The organism is Pseudomonas sp. LPB4.O (assembly GCF_038383825.1).
Classification (GTDB): Bacteria; Pseudomonadota; Gammaproteobacteria; order Pseudomonadales; family Pseudomonadaceae; genus Aquipseudomonas; species Aquipseudomonas putida.
Window position 1 is genome coordinate 1268987 of the sequence record NZ_CP151298.1, and the last position, 23832, is coordinate 1292818.

At 61.9% G+C, this 23832-nt stretch carries 20 protein-coding genes; 19 read left to right on the forward strand and 1 reads right to left on the reverse strand.

Translation table 11 applies throughout. The features are described 5' to 3' along the window. Positions 1-32: 32 nt before the first annotated feature. A complete protein-coding gene (gene map, locus MRBLPB4O_RS05715) occupies positions 33-815 on the reverse strand; it encodes a type I methionyl aminopeptidase (RefSeq protein ID WP_341797761.1) in 783 nt (260 codons plus the stop codon). 345 nt (positions 816-1160) lie between these two features. On the opposite strand from map, the gene rpsB reads away from it, so the two are divergent. From rpsB to MRBLPB4O_RS05810, 19 genes are all read left to right on the forward strand, one after another. After that, positions 1161-1898 carry a 30S ribosomal protein S2 gene (rpsB, locus tag MRBLPB4O_RS05720; RefSeq protein ID WP_016501167.1) on the forward strand — a complete coding sequence of 246 codons (738 nt, stop codon included), beginning with the start codon at positions 1161-1163 and terminating at the stop codon, positions 1896-1898. Between the two features lie 185 nt (positions 1899-2083). Next, positions 2084-2947 (forward strand): translation elongation factor Ts, encoded by an 864-nt coding sequence (tsf, locus tag MRBLPB4O_RS05725; RefSeq protein ID WP_016485208.1) that lies wholly within the window; start codon positions 2084-2086, stop codon positions 2945-2947. Between the two features lie 179 nt (positions 2948-3126). Continuing rightward, the gene (gene pyrH / locus MRBLPB4O_RS05730) at positions 3127-3870 is read left to right on the forward strand and encodes a UMP kinase (protein WP_009686950.1); all 744 of its coding nucleotides are present in this window, start codon (positions 3127-3129) and stop codon (positions 3868-3870) included. Next, positions 3867-4424 carry a ribosome recycling factor gene (gene frr, locus MRBLPB4O_RS05735; RefSeq protein WP_043202602.1) on the forward strand — a complete coding sequence of 186 codons (558 nt, stop codon included), beginning with the start codon at positions 3867-3869 and terminating at the stop codon, positions 4422-4424. Before pyrH ends, frr begins: the two co-directional genes overlap by 4 nt. Before the next feature lie 15 nt (positions 4425-4439). Next, positions 4440-5195 carry a polyprenyl diphosphate synthase gene (gene uppS, locus MRBLPB4O_RS05740; RefSeq protein ID WP_341797762.1) on the forward strand — a complete coding sequence of 252 codons (756 nt, stop codon included), beginning with the start codon at positions 4440-4442 and terminating at the stop codon, positions 5193-5195. Further along, a complete protein-coding gene (locus tag MRBLPB4O_RS05745) occupies positions 5195-6010 on the forward strand; it encodes a phosphatidate cytidylyltransferase (RefSeq protein WP_341797763.1) in 816 nt (271 codons plus the stop codon). Before uppS ends, MRBLPB4O_RS05745 begins: the two co-directional genes overlap by 1 nt. Beyond that, the gene (ispC, locus tag MRBLPB4O_RS05750) at positions 6007-7197 is read left to right on the forward strand and encodes a 1-deoxy-D-xylulose-5-phosphate reductoisomerase (RefSeq protein ID WP_016501163.1); all 1191 of its coding nucleotides are present in this window, start codon (positions 6007-6009) and stop codon (positions 7195-7197) included. Before MRBLPB4O_RS05745 ends, ispC begins: the two co-directional genes overlap by 4 nt. A 70-nt stretch (positions 7198-7267) precedes the next feature. Further along, the gene (rseP, locus tag MRBLPB4O_RS05755) at positions 7268-8620 is read left to right on the forward strand and encodes an RIP metalloprotease RseP (RefSeq protein ID WP_341797764.1); all 1353 of its coding nucleotides are present in this window, start codon (positions 7268-7270) and stop codon (positions 8618-8620) included. Positions 8621-8693: 73 nt separating this feature from the next. Beyond that, positions 8694-11042: an outer membrane protein assembly factor BamA gene (gene bamA, locus MRBLPB4O_RS05760; RefSeq protein ID WP_341797765.1), complete on the forward strand. Its 2349-nt coding sequence runs from the start codon at positions 8694-8696 to the stop codon at positions 11040-11042. A gap of 44 nt (positions 11043-11086) precedes the next feature. Beyond that, entirely contained in the window at positions 11087-11590 is a 504-nt protein-coding gene (locus tag MRBLPB4O_RS05765; protein ID WP_012270843.1) for an OmpH family outer membrane protein, read from the forward strand. 1 nt (position 11591) lies between these two features. Continuing rightward, a complete protein-coding gene (lpxD, locus tag MRBLPB4O_RS05770) occupies positions 11592-12647 on the forward strand; it encodes a UDP-3-O-(3-hydroxymyristoyl)glucosamine N-acyltransferase (protein ID WP_341797766.1) in 1056 nt (351 codons plus the stop codon). A gap of 114 nt (positions 12648-12761) precedes the next feature. Next, complete coding sequence (fabZ, locus tag MRBLPB4O_RS05775) at positions 12762-13202, forward strand: 3-hydroxyacyl-ACP dehydratase FabZ (protein ID WP_008094893.1); 441 nt, start codon at positions 12762-12764, stop codon at positions 13200-13202. Then, on the forward strand, positions 13199-13975 hold the full coding sequence (gene lpxA, locus MRBLPB4O_RS05780) for an acyl-ACP--UDP-N-acetylglucosamine O-acyltransferase (protein ID WP_019473001.1): 777 nt from the start codon (positions 13199-13201) through the stop codon (positions 13973-13975). The genes fabZ and lpxA overlap by 4 nt, the downstream gene beginning before the upstream one ends. Before the next feature lies 1 nt (position 13976). After that, entirely contained in the window at positions 13977-15104 is a 1128-nt protein-coding gene (gene lpxB / locus MRBLPB4O_RS05785; RefSeq protein ID WP_341797767.1) for a lipid-A-disaccharide synthase, read from the forward strand. Between the two features lies 1 nt (position 15105). Then, the gene (gene rnhB, locus MRBLPB4O_RS05790; protein WP_341797768.1) at positions 15106-15729 is read left to right on the forward strand and encodes a ribonuclease HII; all 624 of its coding nucleotides are present in this window, start codon (positions 15106-15108) and stop codon (positions 15727-15729) included. A gap of 210 nt (positions 15730-15939) precedes the next feature. Beyond that, positions 15940-19464, forward strand: a complete 3525-nt coding sequence (gene dnaE / locus MRBLPB4O_RS05795) for a DNA polymerase III subunit alpha (RefSeq protein ID WP_341797769.1) — start codon at positions 15940-15942, stop codon at positions 19462-19464. Positions 19465-19570: 106 nt separating this feature from the next. Then, complete coding sequence (accA, locus tag MRBLPB4O_RS05800) at positions 19571-20518, forward strand: acetyl-CoA carboxylase carboxyl transferase subunit alpha (protein WP_016501155.1); 948 nt, start codon at positions 19571-19573, stop codon at positions 20516-20518. 132 nt (positions 20519-20650) lie between these two features. Beyond that, positions 20651-21934 (forward strand): tRNA lysidine(34) synthetase TilS, encoded by a 1284-nt coding sequence (gene tilS / locus MRBLPB4O_RS05805; protein WP_341797770.1) that lies wholly within the window; start codon positions 20651-20653, stop codon positions 21932-21934. 269 nt (positions 21935-22203) lie between these two features. Continuing rightward, the gene (locus MRBLPB4O_RS05810; RefSeq protein WP_016501153.1) at positions 22204-23832 is read left to right on the forward strand and encodes a CTP synthase; all 1629 of its coding nucleotides are present in this window, start codon (positions 22204-22206) and stop codon (positions 23830-23832) included.

Below are 23832 nucleotides of genomic sequence, written 5' to 3' on the forward strand. Positions count from 1 at the left end.
TTCCTGTCGTCGGGTGGCCTGTCTCGGTGCGGTCAGGCCGAGGTGCGCGGGATGGTGTCGTCCTTGCGCAGGGTGAAGATCTCGTAGCCGGTCGCAGTCACCACCAGGGTGTGTTCCCACTGAGCCGAAAGCTTGCGGTCCTTGGTGATGGCGGTCCAGCCGTCGCCCAGCACCTTGGTGTCGGCCTTGCCCTGGTTGATCATCGGTTCGATGGTGAAGGTCATGCCTTCTTTCAGTTCCATGCCGGTGCCGGCGCGGCCATAGTGCAGGATCTGCGGCTCTTCGTGGAACACCTTGCCGATGCCGTGGCCGCAGAACTCGCGCACCACCGAGAAGCCGTTCTTTTCAGCGTGCTTCTGGATCACTTCGCCGATATCGCCCAGGCGGCAGCCCGGCTTGACCAGCTCGATGGCCTTGTACATGCACTCCTGGGTAACCTTGGACAGGCGCTCGGCCCAAACCGGCACAGTACCGACGTGGAACATGCGGCTGGTATCGCCGTGGTAGCCGTCCTTGATCACGGTGACGTCGATGTTCAGCGTGTCACCTTCCTTGAGCGGCTTGTCGTTGGGGATGCCGTGGCAGACCACATGGTTGATCGAGGTGCAGATCGACTTCGGGTAGCCCTTGTAGTTGAGGGGCGCCGGGATGGCCTGCTGGACGTTGACGATATAGTCGTGGCACAGGCGGTCGAGCGCTTCGGTGGTAACACCGGGCTTGACGTGCTCCTCGATCATTTCCAGCACGTCAGCGGCCAGGCGGCCGGCGATGCGCATCTTCTCGATGTCTTCTGCGGTCTTGATGTTGACGGTCATTACAGGCTCTCTACGGCGCCGCACGCGGCGCGAACAAACGGGAAAGGCCGGATTCTAGCAGAGCAGGGCGGCATTCTGTCGGGATAAAGGCGGCCATGCTGCTGTCTACAGGAGGCATTCTGGCCTGTTTGGCGGGGCGCTGCAAAAACCGCTGACAGACGCAACCTCATTCGGGTTTCGTTCGCTCGCGGTCTGTGGTATAACATGCGCCGCTTTCGGGGACGACCCCGTGAGCTTAAACCCACACACGTGTCGACACGATGACCTGGGTGCCCCGGATTTTCGAATTTGCGGGTTGGTCATTGGGATGCGTGGAGGCCCAACCCGACTTATCAAGGAACTATCATGTCCCAAGTCAACATGCGCGATATGCTGAAGGCCGGTGTGCACTTCGGCCACCAGACCCGTTACTGGAACCCGAAAATGGGCAAGTACATTTTCGGCGCGCGTAACAAGATCCACATCATCAACCTGGAAAAAACCCTGCCAATGTTCAACGAAGCTCTGGCTTTCGTAGAGCGTCTGGCTCAGGGCAAGAACAAGATCATGTTCGTCGGCACCAAGCGTTCCGCCGGCAAGATCGTCGCCGAGCAAGCTGCTCGTGCCGGTTCGCCATACGTTGACCACCGCTGGTTGGGCGGCATGCTGACCAACTACAAAACCATCCGTGCTTCGATCAAGCGTCTGCGCGACCTGGAAACCCAGGCCGAAGATGGCACCTTTGCCAAGCTGACCAAGAAAGAAGCCCTGATGCGTTCGCGCGATCTGGAAAAGCTGGACCGCAGCCTGGGTGGTATCAAGGACATGGGCGGTCTGCCTGATGCCCTGTTCGTGATCGACGTTGATCACGAGCGCATTGCTATCACCGAAGCTAACAAGCTGGGCATCCCGGTTATCGGCGTTGTCGATACCAACAGCAGCCCGGAAGGTGTTGACTACATCATCCCAGGCAACGACGACGCCATCCGCGCCATCGAGCTGTACATGACTTCGATGGCCGACGCCATCATCCGCGGCCGCAACAACGTTGCTGGCGGCACCGAAGTCTATGTTGAAGAAGCGGCTGCACCTGCTGCTGAGTAATAGGCGCTAGCGTCTACTTGGCACGCAAAAAGGGGGCTTAGCCCCCTTTTTGCCACCTTGAAATCCTGCTGTCAGCAAGGGCCCCGCATTATGGGGTGGCTGAGACAATAACAGCGGATTCGCAGAATTTAACGCCCGTGTCGAGCGGGTGGAATGGTTGAAAAACTTTCCAAGAGGATTTTGAAATGGCAGCAATTACTGCAGCGCTGGTAAAAGAACTGCGCGAGCGTACTGGCGAAGGCATGATGGATTGCAAGAAAGCCCTGGAAAAGGCTGGCGGCGACATCGAAAAAGCCATTGACGACATGCGTGCCTCGGGCGCCATCAAGGCCGCCAAAAAGGCTGGCAACGTCGCTGCTGAAGGCGCTATCGCGGTCAAGACCGACGGTAAATCCGCCGTTCTGCTGGAAGTGAACTCGCAGACCGACTTCCTGGCCCTGCAAGACGACTTCAAGAACTTCGTTGCCGAAAGCCTTGAAGAAGCCTTCGCCCAGAAGCTGACCGACGCTGCTCCGCTGATCGCCTCGCGTGAAGCTGCTCGTGAAGCCCTGGTTGCCAAGTGTGGCGAAAACGTCAACATCCGTCGCCTGGTGCGCGTTGAGGGTGACGTTGTCGGTGCCTACCTGCACGGCAACAAGATCGGCGCTGTCGTCGTTCTGAAAGGCGGTGACGTCGAGCTGGCGAAGAACATCGCCATGCACGTTGCAGCGTCGAACCCTGAGTTCCTGGATTCGTCGGAAATCTCCGCCGAGGCCATCGAGCGCGAGAAGAATGTCTTCCTGCAGCTGAACGCCGACAAGATCGCCGGCAAGCCGGAAAACATCGTTGAGAACATGATCAACGGCCGTATCACCAAGTTCAAGGCCGAAGCTTCGCTGAAAGAGCAGGCTTTCGTCATGAACCCAGAAGTCAAGGTTGGCGAGCTGGCCAAGAAAGCCGGCGCTGAAATCGTTTCGTTCACCTACTTCAAAGTAGGTGAAGGCATCGAGAAGCCAGTCGACGACTTCGCTGCTGAAGTTGCCGCTCAGGTAGCTGCTGCCAAGCAGTAAGACAGCCCCGTCTGTCGCCCCAAAGAGGCTGCCCGCTCACGCGCGCAGCCTCTTTGTCAAAGCGGGAGCGGTTTACGAGACCGTTGCTCGCTGACGCAGTCGCTGCGTCACGTTAGAGTTACATGCAGGCTCAAGCAGCCCGCCAGAATTTTTTACAAACGCCGCAGGAGAGATTCGCAATGGCTCAGCAGGGCAGTGGTCATCAGGCTCGCTATAAACGCATTCTACTCAAACTTAGCGGCGAGGCCCTGATGGGCTCGGAAGAGTTCGGGATCGACCCAAAAGTCCTGGATCGCATGGCGCTGGAAGTCGGCCAACTGGTCGGCATCGGTGTTCAGGTAGGTCTTGTGATCGGTGGTGGCAACCTGTTCCGTGGTGCGGCGCTCAGTGCAGCCGGCATGGACCGCGTCACCGGTGACCACATGGGCATGCTGGCGACCGTAATGAACGCCCTGGCCATGCGCGACGCGCTGGAGCGGGCGAACATTACCGCCATTGTCATGTCGGCTATTTCCATGGTTGGCGTGACCGATCACTATGATCGCCGCAAAGCCATGCGCCACCTGAACGCCAAAGAAGTCGTAATTTTCGCGGCCGGTACCGGCAACCCGTTCTTCACCACCGACTCTGCTGCCTGCCTGCGCGCCATCGAAATCGATGCCGACGTGGTATTGAAGGCAACCAAGGTCGATGGTGTATACACTGCTGATCCATTCAAGGACCCGCATGCCGAGAAGTTCGATCATCTGACCTACGATGAAGTGCTGGATCGCAAGCTGGGTGTGATGGATCTGACGGCAATCTGTCTCTGCCGCGACCACAAGATGCCGCTGCGCGTCTTCAATATGAACAAGCCCGGCGCCCTGCTGAACATCGTGCACGGCGGCGCGGAAGGAACCCTGATCGAGGAAGTTCAAAAATGATCAACGCTATCAAGAAAGACGCCCAGGACCGCATGGGCAAGTCCATCGAGGCGCTGGGTCGTCACCTGGCGGCGATCCGTACCGGTCGTGCCCACCCAAGCATCCTGGACAGCGTCAAAGTCACTGCCTGGGGTAGCGAAATGCCGCTGAACCAGGTCGCTGCGATCAGCGTCGAAGATGCCCGCACCCTGAAGATTGTCGCTCACGACAAAAACCTCAGCGCTGCCATTGAGAAGGCCATTCTCACCTCCGACCTGGGCCTGAACCCGTCCAGCGCCGGCACCACCATTCGCGTGCCGATGCCAGCCCTGACCGAGGAAACCCGCAAGGGCTACACCAAGCAGGCCAGCGGCGTGTGCGAGGATGCCAAGGTAGCCGTGCGCAACGTGCGCCGCGACGCCTTGGCCGACCTGAAGAAGCTGACCAAGGACAAGGAAATCAGCGAGGACGAAGAACGTCGCGCCGCTGACGAGATCCAGAAGCTTACCGACAAGTTCGTTGCCGAAGTCGATGCTGCCTTCAAGGCCAAGGAAAAGGACCTGATGGCCGTCTAAGGCCGGGGTTTCTTAATGGAAAAGACCAAGCCAGTGGCGCCGTCCTCGGTGCCGCGTCATGTCGCGATCATCATGGATGGCAACAACCGCTGGGCGAAAAAACGCCTGCTGCCCGGCGTTGCCGGGCACAAGGCGGGTGTCGACGCCGTTCGCGCGGTCATCGAGGTGTGTGCCAAGTCCGGGGTCGAGGTATTGACCCTGTTCGCGTTCTCCAGCGAAAACTGGCAGCGCCCCGCCGAAGAGGTCGGTGCGCTGATGGAGCTGTTCTTCTCGGCCCTGCGCCGTGAAGCCAAGCGCCTCAACGAGAACAACATCAGCTTGCGCATCATCGGTGACCGTTCGCGCTTCCATCCCGAGTTGCAGGCTGCCATGCGCGAAGCCGAGGCGCTGACCGCCGGCAACAACCGCTTCATCCTGCAGATCGCGGCCAACTACGGCGGCCAGTGGGACATCGCCCAGGCCGCGCAGCGGCTGGCGCGGGAAGTGCAGGCCGGGCACCTGCGCCCGGAAGACATCACCCCGGGCCTGCTGCAGACCTGCCTGGCAACCGGCGAGCTACCGTTGCCGGACCTGTGCATTCGCACCGGTGGCGAGCACCGCATCAGCAATTTCCTGTTGTGGCAGCTGGCCTACGCCGAGCTGTACTTCTCCGACCTGTACTGGCCGGACTTCAAACACGAGGCCATGCGCAATGCCCTGGTCGATTTCGCTTCGCGCCAGCGCCGCTTCGGTAAGACCAGCGAGCAGGTCGAGGCTGGAGCTCGTGCTTAATGCTTAAACAACGCATCATTACTGCGCTGATCCTGCTGCCGATCGCGCTGGGTGGCTTCTTCCTGCTCAACGGCGGGGATTTCGCCCTGTTCATCGGCTTCGTGGTGACCCTTGGCGCCTGGGAGTGGGCGCGCCTGGCCGGGTTGATGACCCAGCCAATGCGCATCGCCTATGCCGCGGTGGTCGCCGGAGCGCTGATGTTGCTGTACATCCTTCCGGAGCTGGCGCCCTGGGTGCTGGGTGCCGCGGTGATCTGGTGGGGGCTGGCCACCTGGCTGGTGCTTACCTACCCGCGCAGCAGCGAGCTGTGGGCCAGTGCGGCCTGCCGGTTGCTGATCGGCCTGCTGGTATTGCTGCCGGCCTGGCAGGGGCTGGTGCTGCTCAAGCACTGGCCGCTGGGCAACTGGCTGATCCTGTCGGTCATGGTGCTGGTGTGGGCCGCCGATATTGGCGCTTACTTCTCTGGCAGGGCCTTCGGCAAGCGCAAGCTGGCCCCGCAGGTCAGCCCGGGCAAGAGCTGGGAAGGCGTGTATGGCGGCCTGGCGGTGAGCCTGGCCATTACCTTGGCGGTCGGCATCAGTCGCGACTGGGGTTTCGGTCAGATCCTGCTGGGCCTGCTGGGCGCCGCACTGCTGGTCATGTCCTCGGTGGTCGGTGACCTGACAGAGAGCATGTTCAAGCGCCGTTCCGGTATCAAGGACAGCAGCAATCTACTGCCCGGCCATGGTGGTGTACTCGACCGCATTGACAGCCTTACAGCAGCGATCCCGATTTTCGCCGTGTTGTTGTGGGCTGCCGAATGGGGTGTGATGTGAGCCGCCCGCAGCGTATTACCGTTCTCGGGGCCACCGGCTCCATCGGCCTGAGCACGCTGGATGTGATCGCGCGCCATCCCGATCGCTACCAGGTGTTCGCCCTCAGCGGGTATTCGCGCATCGACGAGTTGCTGGCCCTGTGCGTGCGCCATCGCCCGGCGTTCGCTGTGGTGCCGAGTGCCGAGGCGGCCGTGCGGCTGCGCGAAACCCTGGCAGCGGCCGGCTGCGCCACCGAGGTGCTGGAAGGCGAGGCCGGGCTTTGCCAGGTGGCTTCGGCAGCGGAAGTGGATGCAGTGATGGCAGCGATTGTCGGTGCCGCCGGCCTGCGCCCGACCTTGGCTGCCGTGGAGGCGGGCAAAAAGGTGTTGCTGGCCAACAAGGAAGCCCTGGTGATGTCCGGTGCGCTGTTCATCGAGGCAGTGCGGCGCAGCGGCGCCGTATTGTTGCCGATCGATAGCGAGCACAATGCGATCTTCCAGTGCATGCCCGGCGACTACGCACGCGGCCTGAGCGCGGTTGGCGTGCGTCGGATTCTGCTGACGGCTTCCGGTGGCCCGTTCCGCGAAACGCCGGTCGAGGCGTTGCTCGATGTGACGCCGGAGCAGGCCTGTGCGCACCCCAACTGGTCGATGGGGCGCAAGATTTCCGTGGATTCGGCCAGCATGATGAACAAGGGGCTCGAACTGATCGAGGCTTGCTGGTTGTTCGATGCCGCGCCGGCCAAGGTCGAGGTGGTGGTGCACCCACAGAGTGTCATCCACTCCCTGGTCGATTACGTGGACGGCTCGGTATTGGCGCAGCTGGGTAACCCGGACATGCGTACGCCCATCGCCAATGCCCTGGCCTGGCCTGAGCGCATCGATTCCGGGGTGGCTCCGCTGGACCTGTTTGCCATCGCCCGTCTGGATTTCCAGGCGCCCGACGAACAGCGCTTCCCTTGCCTGCGCCTGGCGCGGCAGGCTGCCGAGGCCGGCAACAGCGCACCCGCCGTACTCAATGCGGCCAACGAAGTGGCGGTCGAGGCATTTCTTGAGCGGCGTATCCGCTTCCCGGAGATCGCGGGTATGATCGAACAGGTGCTCGATCAGGAGCCCGTCGTGCCGCTGCCGTCGCTGGACGCGGTGTTCGCCGCCGACCAGCGTGCCCGGGAGCTTTCCCGTGAGTGGCTGAGGCGTCACGGTCGCTGATGCAAGCCCCCCCAGGTTCGTGAGGGGGTTGGCATGATGCCGGCCCGCTGAACATCATTCGGAGATGGACATGACAGCGCTCTACATGATTATCGGCACCCTCGTGGCTTTGGGTGTGCTGGTCACTTTCCATGAATTCGGCCACTTCTGGGTGGCACGCCGCTGCGGCGTCAAGGTGCTGCGCTTCTCGGTGGGCTTCGGCACGCCGCTGCTGCGCTGGCATGACCGCCATGGCACCGAATTTGTGGTAGCAGCAATTCCGCTGGGCGGCTACGTGAAGATGCTCGACGAGCGCGAGGGCGATGTACCGCCTGCGCTGGCTGATCAGTCGTTCAACCGCAAGTCCGTGGGCCAGCGTATCGCGATTGTCGCGGCGGGCCCGATTGCCAACTTCCTGCTGGCCATCCTGTTCTTCTGGGTGCTGGCGATGCTGGGTACCCAGCAGGTCCGTCCCGTGATCGGTACGGTCGATGCTGGCAGCCTGGCAGCATCGGCCGGGCTGACTGCAGGTCAGGAAATCGTTTCAATCGACGGCAAGCCGACCAACGGTTGGTCGGCGGTCAACCTGCAGCTGGTTCGTCGCCTGGGCGAAAGCGGCACGTTGCAGGTTGGCGTGCGCGACGAAGGCGCCACGGCTGAGCGCCAGCTGCAGGTCAAGCTGGACAGCTGGCTCAAGGGTGCTGACGAGCCGGACCCTATCCAGTCCTTGGGGCTGCACCCTTGGCGCCCGGCGATGGTGCCGGTGCTGGCCGAGATTGATCCGAAGGGGCCGGCTGCCGCTGCGGGTCTCAAGACAGGCGACAAGCTGCTGAGTGTCGATGGCGTGCCGGTGACGGAATGGCAGCAGGTCGTCGACAGCGTGCGTGCTCGCCCGGATGCCAATGTGGTCGTGCGTGTGGAGCGCGACGGCGCTGCCCTGGAGGTGCCGGTGACCCTGGCACGCAAGGGTGAGGGCAAGGCTGCCGGTGGCTATCTTGGCGCCGGGGTAAAAGGTGGCGAATGGCCTGCCAGCATGCTCCGCGAAATCAGCTACGGCCCGCTCGAGGCGGTGGGTGAGGGGTTGTCCCGCACCTGGAACATGAGCGTGCTGACCCTTGAATCGCTGAAGAAAATGCTGTTCGGGGAGCTCTCGGTAAAAAACTTGAGTGGACCGATAACCATTGCTAAAGTGGCGGGCGCTTCAGCCCAGTCCGGCGTGGGGGATTTCCTGAATTTCCTGGCCTACCTGAGCATAAGCCTGGGGGTTCTTAACTTGCTGCCCATCCCGGTACTGGATGGGGGGCATTTGCTGTTTTACCTGGTCGAGTTGGCGCGCGGTCGTCCGCTGTCAGATCGGGTGCAAGGTTGGGGGGTCCAGATCGGTATCAGTTTGGTCATAGGGGTGATGTTGCTCGCCCTGATCAACGATCTGGGTCGACTATAAAGCTTCGCTCAATTGCGAACCTGCCGCGTTGTCGCGGCAGGTTGTTTATTGCCAGTTGGAATAAAAGGACTTCATGAAACGTCTGCTGCTAACTGCGGTCATGTCCGCACTGATGATCGCTGAAGTTCACGCCGAGTCCTTCACCATCTCCGATATTCGCGTCAACGGCCTGCAGCGGGTTTCCGCTGGCAGTGTCTTCGGTGCCTTGCCGCTGAACGTCGGCGATCAGGCCGATGACCGCCGCCTGGTGGACTCGACCCGTTCCCTGTTCAAGACCGGGTTCTTCCAGGACATCCAGCTGAACCGCGATGGCAATGTGCTGATCATCAACGTGGTCGAGCGCCCGTCGGTGTCGAGCATCGAGATCGAAGGCAACAAGGCGATCAGCACCGAAGACCTGATGAAGGGCTTGAAACAATCGGGCCTGGCCGAAGGCGAGATCTTCCAGCGTGCCACCCTTGAAGGTGTGCGTAACGAGCTGCAGCGCCAGTACGTGGCCCAGGGCCGCTATTCGGCCGAGGTCGACGCCGAAGTCGTGCCGCAGCCGCGCAACCGCGTGGCGCTGAAGATCAAGATCAACGAAGGCACCGTCGCTGCCATCCAGCATATCAACATCGTTGGCAACAACGTGTTCGATGATGACACCCTGGGCCAGCTGTTCGAGCTGAAGACCACCAACTGGCTGTCGTTCTTCAAGAACGACGACAAGTACGCCCGCGAAAAACTGTCCGGTGACCTGGAGCGGCTGCGTTCCTACTACCTCGACCGCGGCTACATCAACATGGACATCGCCTCCACCCAGGTGTCCATCACGCCAGACAAGAAACACGTCTACATCACCGTCAACATCAACGAAGGCGAGAAGTACACCGTTCGCGACGTGAAGCTGTCCGGTGACCTGAAAGTGCCGGAAGACCAGGTCAAGTCGCTGCTGCTGGTGCAGCCGGGCCAGGTGTTCTCGCGCAAGGTGATGACCACCACCTCCGAGCTGATCACCCGTCGTCTGGGCAACGAAGGCTACACCTTCGCCAACGTCAACGGCGTGCCACAGCCGAACGACCAGGACCACACGGTCGACATCATGTTCGTGGTCGACCCGGGCAAGCGTGCCTACGTCAACCGCATCAACTACCGCGGCAACACCAAGACCGAAGACGAAGTGCTGCGTCGCGAAATGCGCCAGATGGAAGGCGGCTGGGCTTCGACCTACCTGATCGACCAGTCCAAGACCCGCTTGGAGCGCCTGGGCTTCTTCAAGGAAGTCAACGTCGAGACTCCGCCGGTGCCAGGCACTGACGACCAGGTCGACGTCAACTACAGCGTTGAAGAGCAAGCCTCCGGCTCGATCACCGCCAGCGTCGGTTTCGCCCAGAGCGCCGGCCTGATCCTCGGTGGTTCGATCAGCCAGAGCAACTTCCTGGGTACCGGTAACAAGGTGTCCATCGGCCTGACCCGTTCGGAATACCAGACCCGCTACAACTTCGGCTTCGTGGACCCCTACTTCACCGCCGACGGTGTCAGCCTGGGTTACAACGCCTTCTACCGCAGCACCGACTACGACGACCTCGACGTCGATGTGGCCAGCTATGCGGTGGACAGCCTGGGTGCCGGCGTCAGCCTTGGCTACCCGATCAGCGAAACCTCGCGCCTGACCTACGGCCTGAGCGTGCAGCAGGACAAGATCAAGACCGGTAAGTACACCGTTGACGAGATCTTCGACTTCCTCGAACAGGAGGGCGAGAACTTCCTGAACTTCAAGGCCTCGATCGGCTGGTCCGAGTCGACCCTGAACAAAGGCGTGCTGGCCACCCGTGGTCACTCGCAAAGCCTGACCCTGGAATCCACCATTCCGGGCAGCGACCTGTCGTTCTTCAAGCTCGATTATCGTGGCCAGCTGTTCCAGCCGATCAACAACGACTACACCCTGCGCCTGCACACCGAGCTGGGCTATGGTGATGGTTATGGCAGCACTTCCGGCCTGCCGTTCTACGAGAACTACTTCGCAGGGGGGTTCAACTCTGTCCGTGGCTTCAAGGACAGCAGCCTGGGCCCGCGCAGTACGCCAAGTGACGGTACGCGAGAGGGCACCATCGCCGACCCGGATCAGGATCCGTTGCCGTTCGGCGGTAACGTGCTGGTGCAAGGTGGCGTCGAGTTGCTGTTCCCGCTGCCGTTCGTCAAGGACCAGCGTTCGCTGCGCACCTCCGTGTTCTGGGACGTGGGTAACGTGTTCGACACCAATTGCGGCAACAAGCCTGATTGCGAGAAAGTCGGCTTCTCGGGCATGGCCAGTTCGGTCGGCTTGGGTGTGACCTGGATTACCGCACTGGGCCCGTTGAGCTTCAGCCTGGCAATGCCGGTCAAAAAGCCGGACGATGCCGATACCCAGGTGTTCCAATTCTCTCTGGGCCAGACCTTCTAAGGTCGGCCCTTGCTTAACGACAACGGTTTATCCAGGAGTGCATCGTGCGTAAATTGGCTCAACTGGCCGTAGTGGCCGCGGCGCTGGTCGCCACCCCGGCATTCGCCGAAATGAAGGTTGCCGTGCTGAACTATCAGATGGCCCTGCTCGAATCGGATGCCGCCAAGAAATACGCGGTCGATGCCGAGAAGAAGTTCGGTCCGCAACTGACCAAGCTGAAAAGCCTGGAAAGCAGCGCCAAGGGCATCCAGGACCGTCTGATCAAGGGCGGCGACAAGATGCAGCAGCAGGAGCGTGAGCGCCTGGAGCTCGAGTTCAAGCAAAAGGCCCGTGACTTCCAGTTCCAGTCCAAAGAACTGAACGAAGCCAAAGCCGTTGCTGACCGCGACATGCTCAAGCAACTGAAGCCGAAGCTGGATGGTGCTGTCGAGGAAGTGATCAAGAAGGGCGGTTTTGACCTGGTCCTCGAGCGTGGTGCGGTCATCGATGTCAAACCTCAGTACGACATCACCCGCCAGGTCATCGAGCGCATGAACCAAGCCCGTTGATATGAGTGTGACCATGACGCTAGGCCAACTGGCCGAGGCCCTCGGTGCCACCCTCAAGGGGCCCGAGGCGTTGCAGATTACCGGGCTGGCCACCTTGCAGGAGGCAGGCCCCGGTCAATTGAGCTTCCTCGCCAACCCGCAGTACCGCAAGTACCTGGATAACTGCCAGGCAGGTGCGGTATTGCTCAAGGCTGCGGATGCCGAAAGTTTCGCTGGCAATGCCCTGATCGTGGCCGACCCGTACCAGGCGTATGCGCGTATTTCCCACCTGTTCGACCCCAAACCCAAGGCTGTGGCGGGAATCCATCCCAGCGCCGTGGTGGCTGGGGACGCGCAGGTGGACGCCAGCGCCAGCATCGGGCCGTTCGCGGTGATCGAAAGCGGTGCGCGCATCGAGGCTGATGTCTGCATCGGCGCCCATTGCTTCATCGGTGCGCGTTGCGTTGTAGGTGAAGGCGGCTGGCTGGCGCCGCGGGTGACGTTGTATCACGACGTCGTGATCGGCAAGCGCGTGGTCATCCAGTCGGGTGCTGTGATCGGCGGCGAAGGCTTCGGCTTTGCCAATGAGAAGGGTATCTGGCGCAAGATCGCCCAGATCGGCGGCGTCACCATTGGTGATGACGTGGAAATCGGCGTCAATACTGCCGTCGACCGTGGTGCGCTGTCCGACACGCGGATCGGCGACGGGGTCAAGCTCGACAACCAGATCCAGATCGCCCACAACGTGCAGATCGGTGACCACACGGCCATGGCCGCTTGTGTGGGCATTTCCGGCAGTACGCGCATCGGCAAGCATTGCATGCTGGCCGGGGGCGTGGGCCTGGTAGGGCACATTGATATTTGCGATAACGTATTTGTTTCAGGGATGACAATGGTAACCCGTTCGATCACTGAACCCGGTTCCTATTCATCCGGCACAGCCATGCAGCCTTTGGCTGACTGGCGCAAGAGCGCTGCGCGGATCCGCCAGCTGGATGACATGGCCAAGCGTCTTCAGCAGCTGGAAAAACGCGTCGATACCGTGACCTCAGGTGGCCTGCCGACATCAGAAGGCTGATACCATTCCCTGAGCAAGAGTGAACAGTCGCTAGCTGGCTCCTCTTTGGATTGCTAAAGGAGCGTGTGGTCAGCACCTGCGCTCCCTATTCTTATTACAGGCTTCCCCCCCGAAATGATGGACATCAACGAGATTCGCGAATACCTGCCTCACCGTTACCCGTTCCTGCTGGTGGACCGGGTGACGGATCTGGACTTCGAGGCCCAGAGCATTCGTGCCTACAAGAATGTCAGCATCAACGAGCCGTTCTTCAACGGCCATTTCCCGGCGCACCCGATCATGCCGGGCGTTTTGATCATTGAAGCCATGGCCCAGGCGGCCGGCATCCTCGGTTTCAAGATGCTCGATGCCAAGCCCGCTGATGGCACCCTGTACTACTTCGTTGGTTCTGACAAGCTGCGTTTCCGTCAGCCGGTACTGCCGGGTGACCAGTTGGTGCTGGAAGCCAAGTTCCTCAGCCGCAAGAGCATGATCTGGAAGTTTGAATGCCGCGCCCTGGTCGACGGCAAACCGGTTTGCTCGGCACAGATCACATGCGCGGAACGCTCCCTATGAATTCGATTGATCCTCGGGCCATTATCGACCCGTCGGCCAAGCTGGCCGATGGTGTCGAGGTCGGCCCTTGGTCGATCGTTGGCCCCGATGTGGAAATCGGGGAGGGTACCGTTATCGGCCCGCATGTTGTGCTCAAAGGGCCGACCCGCATCGGCAAGCACAACCGTATCTTTCAGTTTTCCTCCATTGGCGAAGATACCCCGGACCTCAAGTACAAGGGTGAGCCGACGCGCCTGGTGATCGGCGATCACAATGTGTTCCGCGAAGGGGTGACCATTCACCGCGGCACCGTTCAGGACCGTGCGGAAACCACCGTGGGCGACCACAACCTGATCATGGCCTATGCCCACATCGGCCACGACAGCGTCATTGGCAACCACTGCATCCTGGTCAACAACACGGCCTTGGCCGGCCACGTGCACGTAGGCGACTGGGCGATTCTGTCCGGCTATACCCTGGTGCATCAGTACTGCCATATCGGTGCCCACGCGTTTTCCGGCATGGGCACGGCGATCGGCAAGGACGTCCCGGCCTTCGTCACCGTGTTCGGCAGCCCGGCCGAAGCCCGCAGCATGAACTTCGAGGGCATGCGCCGCCGCGGTTTCAGCGACGAGGTGATCCACGTGCTGCGCCGTTGCTACAAGATTGTCTATCGTCAGGGCCTGACCGTCGAAGACGCGCTCAAGGAACTGGCCGAAATGGCGGCGAAGCACCCTGAGGTCGACCTGTTCCGTCAGTCGATCGTGAATTCCGCCCGCGGCATCACCCGCTGACATGGCCCCGCTTTGCGTAGCCTTGGTCGCAGGTGAGGCCAGCGGCGATATTCTTGGTTCAGGCTTGATGCGTGCCCTCAAGGCACGCCACCCCGATGTACGTTTCATTGGCGTTGGCGGCCCGTTGATGGAAGCCGAAGGCCTGCAATCGTACTTCCCCATGGAGCGCCTGGCGGTCATGGGCCTGGTCGAAGTGCTGGGGCGCCTGCGCGAGCTGCTCAAACGCCGCAAGCTGCTGATCCAGACACTGATCGACGAAAAGCCGGATGTTTTCATCGGCATCGACGCCCCCGACTTCACCCTCAACATTGAACTGAAACTGCGCCAGGTCGGAATCAAGACCGTGCACTACGTCAGCCCGTCGGTCTGGGCCTGGCGGCAGAAGCGCGTACTGAAGATTCGCGAAGGCTGCGACCTGATGCTGACGCTGCTGCCGTTCGAGGCGCGGTTCTATGAAGAGCAGGGAGTGCCGGTGCGCTTTGTCGGTCACCCGCTGGCCGACACCATACCGCTTGAAACCGACCGCCCGGCAGCACGTGCTGCACTGGGCCTGGGCGACGGGCCGGTGGTTGCACTGATGCCTGGCAGCCGGGGTGGCGAGGTAGGGCGCCTGGGGGCGTTGTTCCTCGACGCCGCCGAGCGCCTGCAGCAGCAGGTGCCAGGCGTGCACTTCGTGCTGCCCTGCGCCAACGCCGCGCGGCGTGCCCAGGTCGAACAGATGCTCGAAGGGCGCCAACTGCCACTGACCCTGCTCGATGGCCGGTCGCACCAGGCCCTGGCGGCCTGTGATGCAGTACTGATCGCCTCGGGCACAGCCACCCTCGAAGCGCTGCTGTACAAGCGGCCAATGGTGGTGGCCTACCGCCTTGCGCCCTTGACCTACTGGATCCTCAAGCGCCTGGTGAAGAGCCCTTACGTGTCCCTGCCAAACCTGCTCGCCCAGCGTGAACTGGTGCCCGAACTGTTGCAGGACGCCGCCACCAGCGAAGCCTTGGCCAACACCCTTGCACCGCTGGTGCGCGATGGCAGCCAGCAGACCGAACGTTTCGACGAAATTCACCGCACCCTGCGCCGTGACGCCTCCAACCAGGCGGCCGAGGCGGTACTGGCCTTGCTCAAGGACCGCTGACATGCAAATTGGACTGGACTTCAACCTGGTCGAGGACCTGGTCGCCGGCGTCGACGAAGTGGGCCGCGGGCCGCTGTGCGGGGCGGTGGTGACGGCGGCGGTGATCCTTGATCCGGCGCGCCCGATCCTCGGCCTGAACGATTCGAAGAAACTCACCGAAGCCAAGCGCGAGGCGTTGTTCGACGAGATCTGTGAAAAGGCCTTGAGCTTCTGCATCGCCCGCGCCGAGGTCGAGGAAATCGACCGCCTGAACATCCTGCAGGCCACGATGCTGGCCATGCAGCGTGCGGTGCAGGGCCTGCACATTACGCCGAAGCTGGCCCTGATCGATGGCAACCGCTGCCCGAAGCTGGCCGTGCCGGCGTCGCCGGTGATCAAAGGCGATAGCCAGGTGCCGGCTATTGCAGCTGCCTCGATCCTGGCCAAGGTAACCCGTGACCGTGAGATGAGCGCGTTCGAGCTGATCTACCCAGGGTATGGCATGGGTGGGCACAAAGGTTACCCGACCCCGGTGCACCTTGAGGCGCTCGCACGCCTGGGCCCTACGCCCATCCATCGGCGTTCCTTTGCCCCGGTGCGTGCGGCCTTGGAAGCACGCGAAGGCGTCACCGATTCCCTTATCTGACCTGCCAGGGCACTTCGCGGCCCTTTCGCTCTTGTAGGAGCAGCCTTGTGCTGCGAAAGCGCCAGTCAGGTAAATGAAGTTGCTGTGCCTGTACTGGCCCTTTCGCAGCACAAGGCTGCTCCTACAGGGAGGGTGCAAGCAGCCCCAAATCTCTTCCCCATTTAAGCTACAATCCCGCCCTTGTCGTTAAGCACTGCTACAGGATCTTCCATGTCGGTTCCCTTCGTTCACCTGCGCGTCCACTCCGAATTCTCGCTGGTCGACGGCCTGGTGCGGATCAAACCGCTGGCCAAGGCGCTGGCCGGGATGAACATGCCGGCGGTGGCGATCACCGACCAGAGCAACATGTGCTCGCTGGTGAAGTTCTACAAGGCTGCCATGGGCGCGGGCATCAAGCCGATCTGTGGTGCCGACCTGTGGCTGGCCGGTGCCGATCCGGAGGCGCCGCTGTCGCGCATCTGCTTCCTGGCCATGGATGCCAAGGGCTATCGCAACCTCACCGAGCTGATCTCGCGCGGCTGGACCGATGGCCAGCGCAACGGCTTGGTCATCCTCCAGCGTGAATGGATCGCCCCCGCCAGCGAGGGCCTGATTGCCCTGTCAGCGGGCAAGGAAGGCGATATCGGCATGGCCTTGTTGTCCGGCCGGGATGAAGAAGCCCAGGCCCTGCTGCAAGACTGGATGGGCATGTTCCCCGAGCGCTTCTACGTTGAAGTGCAGCGCACCAACCGCGCCCGCGATGAAGAATACGTGCACGCGGCGGTGGCCCTGGCCGACAAGCTTGGCGCCCCGCTGGTGGCCACCAACGACGTGCGTTTCATCAAGCAGGCGGACTTCGACGCCCACGAAACCCGCGTTTGCATTGGCGAGGGCTGGACCCTTGACGACCCGCGCCGCCCGCGTGGCTACAGTGACCAGCAGTACCTGAAATCGTCCGAGGAAATGGCCGAGCTGTTCAGCGACCTGCCCGACGCCATCGCCAACACCGTCGAGATCGCCAAGCGCTGCAACATCCAGGTTCAGCTGGGCAAGCACTTCCTGCCCGACTTCCCCACGCCGAACGGTATGGGCATTGACGACTACCTGCGGCTTGTGTCCCACGAAGGCCTGGAAGAGCGCCTGGCGGTGTTGTGGCCGAAAGACACCACACCCAATTACGAAGAGAAGCGCCAGGTCTACCTGGACCGCCTGAAGTTCGAGCTGGATATCATCATCCAGATGGGCTTCCCCGGTTACTTCCTGATCGTGATGGACTTCATCAAGTGGGCCAAGAACAACGGCGTGCCGGTCGGACCTGGCCGTGGTTCGGGCGCAGGCTCGCTGGTGGCCTACGTGCTGAAGATCACCGACCTCGACCCGCTGGCCTACGACTTGCTGTTCGAGCGCTTCCTCAACCCTGAACGGGTTTCCATGCCCGACTTCGACGTCGACTTCTGCATGGATGGCCGGGATCGGGTGATCGAATACGTGGCCGATGCCTACGGGCGCAATGCGGTCAGCCAGATCATCACCTTTGGTACCATGGCCGCCAAGGCGGTAGTGCGAGACGTGGCGCGGGTGCAGGGCAAGTCCTACGGCCTGGCCGACCGCCTGTCGAAGATGATCCCGTTCGAAGTGGGTATGACCCTGGAGAAGGCCTACGAGCAGGAAGAAATCCTGCGCGACTTCCTCAAGGGCGACGAGGATGCCCGCGAAATCTGGGATATGGCGCTGAAGCTGGAAGGCGTCACCCGGGGTACCGGCAAGCACGCCGGTGGTGTGGTTATCGCGCCGACCAAGCTCACCGATTTTTCGCCGATCGCCTGTGACGAAGAGGGCGGCGGCCTGGTAACCCAGTTCGACAAGGACGACGTCGAGGCCGCCGGCCTGGTCAAGTTCGACTTCCTCGGCCTGCGGACCCTGACCATCATCAAGTGGGCGATGGAGATCATCAACCGCGAGCAGGCCAAGAAAAACCTGCCAGATCTCAACATCGACTTCATCCCGCTGGATGACCGCAAGACTTACGAGCTGCTGCAAAAAGCCGAAACCACTGCGGTGTTCCAGCTTGAATCCCGTGGCATGAAGGAGCTGATCAAGAAACTCAAGCCCGACTGCCTCGAAGACCTTATCGCACTGGTGGCGCTGTTCCGCCCGGGCCCGCTGCAGTCGGGCATGGTGGACGACTTCATCAACCGCAAACACGGCCGCGCCGAGCTGGCCTACCCGCACCCCGATTACCAGTATGAAGGCCTGCAACCGGTGCTGGCGCCTACCTACGGCATCATCCTGTACCAGGAACAGGTGATGCAGATCGCCCAGGTGATGGCAGGCTACACCCTCGGTGGTGCAGATATGCTGCGTCGGGCTATGGGTAAGAAAAAACCCGAGGAAATGGCCAAGCAGCGTGGTGGCTTCATCGAAGGTTGCGCCAACAACGGCATCGATGCCGACCTGGCCGGTAACATCTTTGACCTGGTGGAAAAGTTTGCGGGTTATGGCTTCAACAAATCCCACTCCGCCGCCTATGGCCTGGTGTCCTACCAGACGGCCTGGCTGAAAACCCACTTCCCGGCGCCGTTCATGGCTGCCGTGCTGTCCGCGGACATGCACAACACCGACAAGGTGGTGGTGCTGGTCGAGGAGGTGCGCAGCATGAAGCTGCGCCTCGACGCGCCGGATGTGAACTTTTCCGACTTCAAGTTCACCGTCAACAACGATGGTCGTATCGTCTATGGCCTGGGCGCCATCAAGGGTGTCGGCGAAGGCCCGGTGGAAGCGATCGTCGAGGCGCGTGCCCAAGGCGGGCCGTTCAAGGACCTGTTCGACTTCTGCGAGCGCATCGACCTCAAGCGGGTCAACAAGCGCACCCTGGATGCGCTGGTGCGCAGTGGCGCACTGGACCGTCTTGGCCCGCACTTCCATGATGAGATCAAGGCCTACCAGGCCAACATCGACATCAACCGTGCAACCTTGCTCTCGGCCCTGGGTGAGGCCATCAAGGCTGCAGAGCAGGCGGCTCACACCGCTGACAGCGGCCATGTCGACCTGTTCGGCAGCATGTTCGACGAGGTGGAAGTCGACGTCTATGCCAACCACCGCAAGGTGCGCGAGCTGACCCTCAAAGAGCGCCTGAAGGGCGAGAAGGACACCCTTGGCCTGTACCTCACCGGCCACCCGATCGATGAGTACGAGGCCGAGATCCGCCGCTTCGCCCGCCAGCGCATCATCGACCTCAAGCCGTCGCGCGAAACCCAGACTGTCGCCGGCATGATCATTGCCCTGCGCGTAATGAAGAACAAGAAGGGCGACAAGATGGGCTTCGTCACCCTGGATGACCGCTCCGGGCGCATCGAGGCTTCGCTGTTCGCCGATTCCTTCATGGCGGCACAGTCCTTGCTGCAGGCCGATGCGATGGTGGTCGTCGAAGGCGAGGTCAGCAACGACGACTTCTCCGGCGGCCTGCGCCTGCGGGTAAAGCAGGTGATGACAATGGAAGACGCGCGCACCAAGCTGGCCGAGAGCCTGCGCCTGAAGGTGGCACACGAGGCGCTCAAGGGCGACCGGCTGAAGTGGCTGGGCGAACTGATCACCCGCCATCGCGGTGCTTGCCCGATCACCCTGGAGTACACCGGCAGCGACGCCAAGGCCATGCTGCAGTTCGGTGAGCAGTGGTCTATCGACCCGGCCGATGGGCTGATTCAGGCGCTGCGTGACCAGTTCGGGCGTGAGAACGTCTTCCTGCAATATCGTTGAATCGACAAAAATTTAATCTCGACCTGAATGCGCCTGATCCCTTAAGGTAGGGCGCCAAACGGATCAACCGGCCGGCCGCCTGGCCGTAGACCCAAGACGGATGACTATGAACCCGAATTTTCTCGATTTCGAACAGCCGATTGCCGACCTGCAAGCCAAGATCGAAGGCCTGCGCCTGGTAGGTAACGACAACTCGCTGAACATCAGCGATGAAATTGCCCGTCTGCAAGACAAGAGCAACACACTGACCGAAAGCATCTTCGGCAACCTGACCAGCTGGCAGATCGCCCGCCTGGCACGTCACCCGCGTCGTCCTTACACACTGGACTACCTGGAGCACATCTTCACCGAGTTCGAAGAGCTGCACGGTGACCGCCACTTCTCCGACGACGCCGCCATCGTCGGTGGTACCGCGCGCCTGGATGGCAAGCCGGTCATGGTGATCGGCCACCAGAAGGGCCGTGAAGTGCGCGAGAAGGTACGCCGCAACTTCGGTATGCCGCGCCCTGAAGGCTACCGCAAGGCTTGCCGCCTGATGGAAATGGCCGAACGCTTCAAGATGCCGATCCTGACCTTCATCGACACCCCGGGTGCCTATCCGGGTATCGATGCCGAAGAGCGCAACCAGAGCGAGGCAATCGCCTGGAACCTGCGCGTGATGGCGCGCCTGAAAACCCCGATCATTGCCACCGTGATCGGTGAGGGTGGTTCTGGCGGTGCACTGGCCATCGGCGTGTGCGACCAGCTGAACATGCTGCAATACTCCACCTACTCGGTGATCTCGCCGGAAGGCTGCGCGTCGATCCTGTGGAAGACTGCCGACAAGGCGGCCGACGCCGCTGAGGCCATGGGCATCACTGCCGAACGCCTGAAGAGCCTGAACATCGTCGACAAGGTCATCCAGGAGCCGTTGGGCGGCGCCCATCGTGATCCGGTGAAAGTGTCGGAAAGCATCCGTGCTGACCTGATCGAACAGCTGGACATGCTCGGCAAGTTCGATAACGACGCGCTGCTGGCTCGCCGCTACGAGCGCCTGATGAGCTACGGCCTCTGACATACCACCGGGGCCGCTCTGCGGCCCATTCGCCGGCAAGCCAGGCTCCCACAAGGCTCACTGTGGGAGCCTGGCTTGCCGGCGAAAGAGGTGCAAAGCACCCCCGGCAATCTCAAGCCATGTGAGGCCCTCATGATCAACCTCACCCCCTGGCTGCAAGCCCCCACCTGGTGCATAGCCTTCTCCGGCGGCCTCGACTCCACCGTCCTCCTGCACCTGCTGGCCGACCACGTCCGCAACCACGCATCCCCCCCACTGCGCGCCCTCCATATCCACCACGGCCTGCAAGCCGCTGCCGACGCCTGGCCCGCCCATTGCAAAGCCGTCTGTGACAATCTCGGCATCGAACTCCAGGTCATCCACGTCCAGGTCAGCCCCGGCGCGAGCCTGGAACAGGCTGCCCGCGACGCTCGCTATGCCGCTTTCAAGCAGTCCCTCGGCCCTGGCGACATTCTGTTCACCGGGCAGCACCGCGACGACCAGGCCGAAACCCTGTTGTTCCGCCTGTTGCGCGGCGCCGGGTTGCGTGGCCTGGCGGCGATGCCCGGGCAGCGGGCGCTAGGGCAGGGCACCCTGGTCAGGCCGTTGCTGGGTTGTTCACGCCAGCAACTGCATGACTATGCCAAGGTGAATGGGCTTGCATGGATCGAAGACCCGTCAAACACCGACACACAATTTGCCCGCAACTACCTGCGCGGCGAAGTGTTCCCGCAGTTGCAACAACGTTGGCCACAGGCCAGCCAGAATCTCGCACGCGCCGCAGAGCACCTGGGTGAAGCCCTGGGCCTGCTGGATGAACTGGCCCAGGGCGACCTGGCGCCTGCGCAGGAGGGGGCGTCCGTCGCCTGGTCGGGCCTGGACTCCCTTGACCTGGCCACGCTCACGGCGCTGTCGCCAGCCCGTCAGCGCAATGCCTTGCAATACTGGCTGAGCCGGCGCACCCGTCTGCCCGACACTCGGCATTGGGCCGGCTGGGCAGACCTGCGCGATGCTGCCGCCGATGCCCGGCCGGTCTGGCGGCTTGCCGATGGGCAGCTGCTGCGCAGCGATGGCCGCATCTGGTGGCTGAGCGGCGACTGGCTGCAACAGCCTGTCGGAGAAATGGCCTGGCCGAATTCAACGTTGCCCTTGGTACTGCCAGGTAACGGCAGGGTGCGTCTTGATGTCGCCGTGCCAATGGCTGGTCTGCGCATTGCCTACCGCCAGGGCGGCGAAATGCTGGAGGTTCCCGGTCGCGGCCGGCGCGATCTCAAGCGTCTGCTCAATGAGCAGCGGGTGCCGTATTTCCTGCGTCCGCGCCTGCCGTTGCTGTACCAGGGGGAGCGCCTGCTGGCGGTGGCCAACCTGCCTGGGCTGGTGCAGGCGGATTGCCAGCTGCATTGGCAGTTGCCGACGAGCGCGCAAGGTTTGAGATGAAGGGTACATTCCGGTAGACTACCCTCCCTTCTTGATACAACTTCTGTGGCTTCCGCGAAAACACAGGGGTTGCCGGTTACCAAGCAGTTTTTTGCTGGGCTGATTCTGAAAATGACGAGCGAGCTCCATGCCGGGGATACCCCTGGTCTGTACAGACGCGACAGTTTTTCGAGATGCACTGTGACTGACGCAGGTGATCGGGGGCTTCGGCCTTCCTTCGCTTTCTCCGGCGGCGCTGGCCGCCTTAACGCAGACTTCTAGGGTTTTTCATGACGCGCTACATATTCGTCACGGGCGGTGTTGTTTCTTCATTGGGGAAAGGCATTGCCTCGGCTTCCCTGGCGGCCATCCTGGAAGCGCGGGGCCTGAAGGTCACCATGCTCAAGCTGGATCCGTACATCAACGTCGATCCGGGCACCATGAGCCCGTTCCAGCACGGTGAAGTGTTCGTCACCCACGATGGCGCCGAGACTGACCTCGACCTGGGCCACTACGAGCGGTTCATCCGCACCACCATGACCCAGAACAACAACTTCACCACGGGTCGAATTTACGAGCATGTGCTGCGTAAAGAGCGTCGTGGTGACTACCTGGGCGCGACCATCCAGGTCATCCCGCACATCACCGACGAGATCAAGCGTCGCATCATCAAGGGCGCCGGCGATGCCGACGTGGCCCTGGTGGAAATCGGCGGTACCGTGGGTGACATCGAGTCGCAGCCGTTCCTCGAGGCCATTCGCCAGCTGCGCGTCGAGGTGGGCTCCAAGCGCGCCATGCTGATGCACCTGACCCTGGTCCCGTACATCGCCACCGCTGGCGAAACCAAGACCAAGCCGACCCAGCACTCGGTCAAGGAGCTGCGCTCCATCGGCCTGCAGCCTGACGTGCTGATCTGCCGCTCCGACCACCCGGTCGATGCTTCGTCGCGTCGCAAGATCGCGCTGTTCACCAACGTTGAAGAGCGTGCGGTGATTTCGCTGGAAGACGTCGACACCATCTACAAGATTCCGGGCGTGCTGCATGCACAGGGCCTGGACGACTTCGTCGTCGAGCGTTTCGGCCTGCAGTGCAATGGCGCCGACCTGTCCGAGTGGGACAAAGTGGTCGATGCCAAGCTCAACCCTGAGCACGAAGTGACCATCGCCATGGTCGGCAAGTACATGGAGCTGCTGGATGCGTACAAGTCGCTGATCGAAGCGATGAGCCACGCCGGCATCACCAACCGCACCAAGGTCAACCTGCGCTACATCGACTCGGAAGACATCGAGAACCAGGGCACCAGCCTGCTCGAAGGCGCCGACGCCATTCTGGTGCCGGGCGGTTTCGGCCTGCGCGGCGTGGAAGGCAAGATCACCGCGGTGCAATACGCCCGTGAGAACAAGGTACCGTACCTGGGCATCTGCCTGGGCATGCAGGTGGCCGTGATCGAGTTCGCCCGTAACGTGATGGGCTGGAAAGACGCCAACTCCACCGAGTTCGACCGCAACAGCGGCCACCCGGTCGTCGGCCTGATCACCGAGTGGGCTGATGCCACCGGTGCCGTCGAGACCCGTACCGAGGCTTCCGACCTTGGCGGCACCATGCGCCTGGGCGCACAGGACTGCCAGCTGGCTGCCGGTTCCAAGGTGCACGACTGCTACAACAAGGACGTGATCACCGAGCGTCACCGTCACCGCTACGAAGTGAACAACAACCTGCTGCCGCAACTGGTCGATGCCGGCCTGGTGGTTTCCGGCCGTTCCGAAGACGGGGCGCTGGTGGAAGTGGTCGAGTCCAAGGACCACCCATGGTTCGTTGCCTGCCAGTTCCACCCGGAATTCACCTCCACCCCGCGTGACGGCCACCCGCTGTTCAGTGGTTTCGTCAAGGCAGCCCTGGCTCAGAAGAACAAGGCCTGA

Excerpts from the sequence above, each read along its gene's own strand:
- rseP (WP_341797764.1), top strand. The coding sequence starts at position 7,268 with ATGACAGCGCTCTACATGATTATCGGCACCCTCGTGGCTTTGGGTGTG.
- rpsB (WP_016501167.1), top strand. The coding sequence starts at position 1,161 with ATGTCCCAAGTCAACATGCGCGATATGCTGAAGGCCGGTGTGCACTTC.
- uppS (WP_341797762.1), top strand. The coding sequence starts at position 4,440 with ATGGAAAAGACCAAGCCAGTGGCGCCGTCCTCGGTGCCGCGTCATGTC.
- lpxD (WP_341797766.1), top strand. The coding sequence starts at position 11,592 with ATGAGTGTGACCATGACGCTAGGCCAACTGGCCGAGGCCCTCGGTGCC.
- bamA (WP_341797765.1), top strand. The coding sequence starts at position 8,694 with ATGAAACGTCTGCTGCTAACTGCGGTCATGTCCGCACTGATGATCGCT.
- tsf (WP_016485208.1), top strand. The coding sequence starts at position 2,084 with ATGGCAGCAATTACTGCAGCGCTGGTAAAAGAACTGCGCGAGCGTACT.
- MRBLPB4O_RS05810 (WP_016501153.1), top strand. The coding sequence starts at position 22,204 with ATGACGCGCTACATATTCGTCACGGGCGGTGTTGTTTCTTCATTGGGG.
- pyrH (WP_009686950.1), top strand. The coding sequence starts at position 3,127 with ATGGCTCAGCAGGGCAGTGGTCATCAGGCTCGCTATAAACGCATTCTA.
- dnaE (WP_341797769.1), top strand. The coding sequence starts at position 15,940 with ATGTCGGTTCCCTTCGTTCACCTGCGCGTCCACTCCGAATTCTCGCTG.
- lpxA (WP_019473001.1), top strand. The coding sequence starts at position 13,199 with ATGAATTCGATTGATCCTCGGGCCATTATCGACCCGTCGGCCAAGCTG.
- accA (WP_016501155.1), top strand. The coding sequence starts at position 19,571 with ATGAACCCGAATTTTCTCGATTTCGAACAGCCGATTGCCGACCTGCAA.
- frr (WP_043202602.1), top strand. The coding sequence starts at position 3,867 with ATGATCAACGCTATCAAGAAAGACGCCCAGGACCGCATGGGCAAGTCC.
- map (WP_341797761.1), bottom strand. The coding sequence starts at position 815 with ATGACCGTCAACATCAAGACCGCAGAAGACATCGAGAAGATGCGCATC.
- lpxB (WP_341797767.1), top strand. The coding sequence starts at position 13,977 with ATGGCCCCGCTTTGCGTAGCCTTGGTCGCAGGTGAGGCCAGCGGCGAT.
- MRBLPB4O_RS05745 (WP_341797763.1), top strand. The coding sequence starts at position 5,195 with ATGCTTAAACAACGCATCATTACTGCGCTGATCCTGCTGCCGATCGCG.
- rnhB (WP_341797768.1), top strand. The coding sequence starts at position 15,106 with ATGCAAATTGGACTGGACTTCAACCTGGTCGAGGACCTGGTCGCCGGC.
- fabZ (WP_008094893.1), top strand. The coding sequence starts at position 12,762 with ATGATGGACATCAACGAGATTCGCGAATACCTGCCTCACCGTTACCCG.
- tilS (WP_341797770.1), top strand. The coding sequence starts at position 20,651 with ATGATCAACCTCACCCCCTGGCTGCAAGCCCCCACCTGGTGCATAGCC.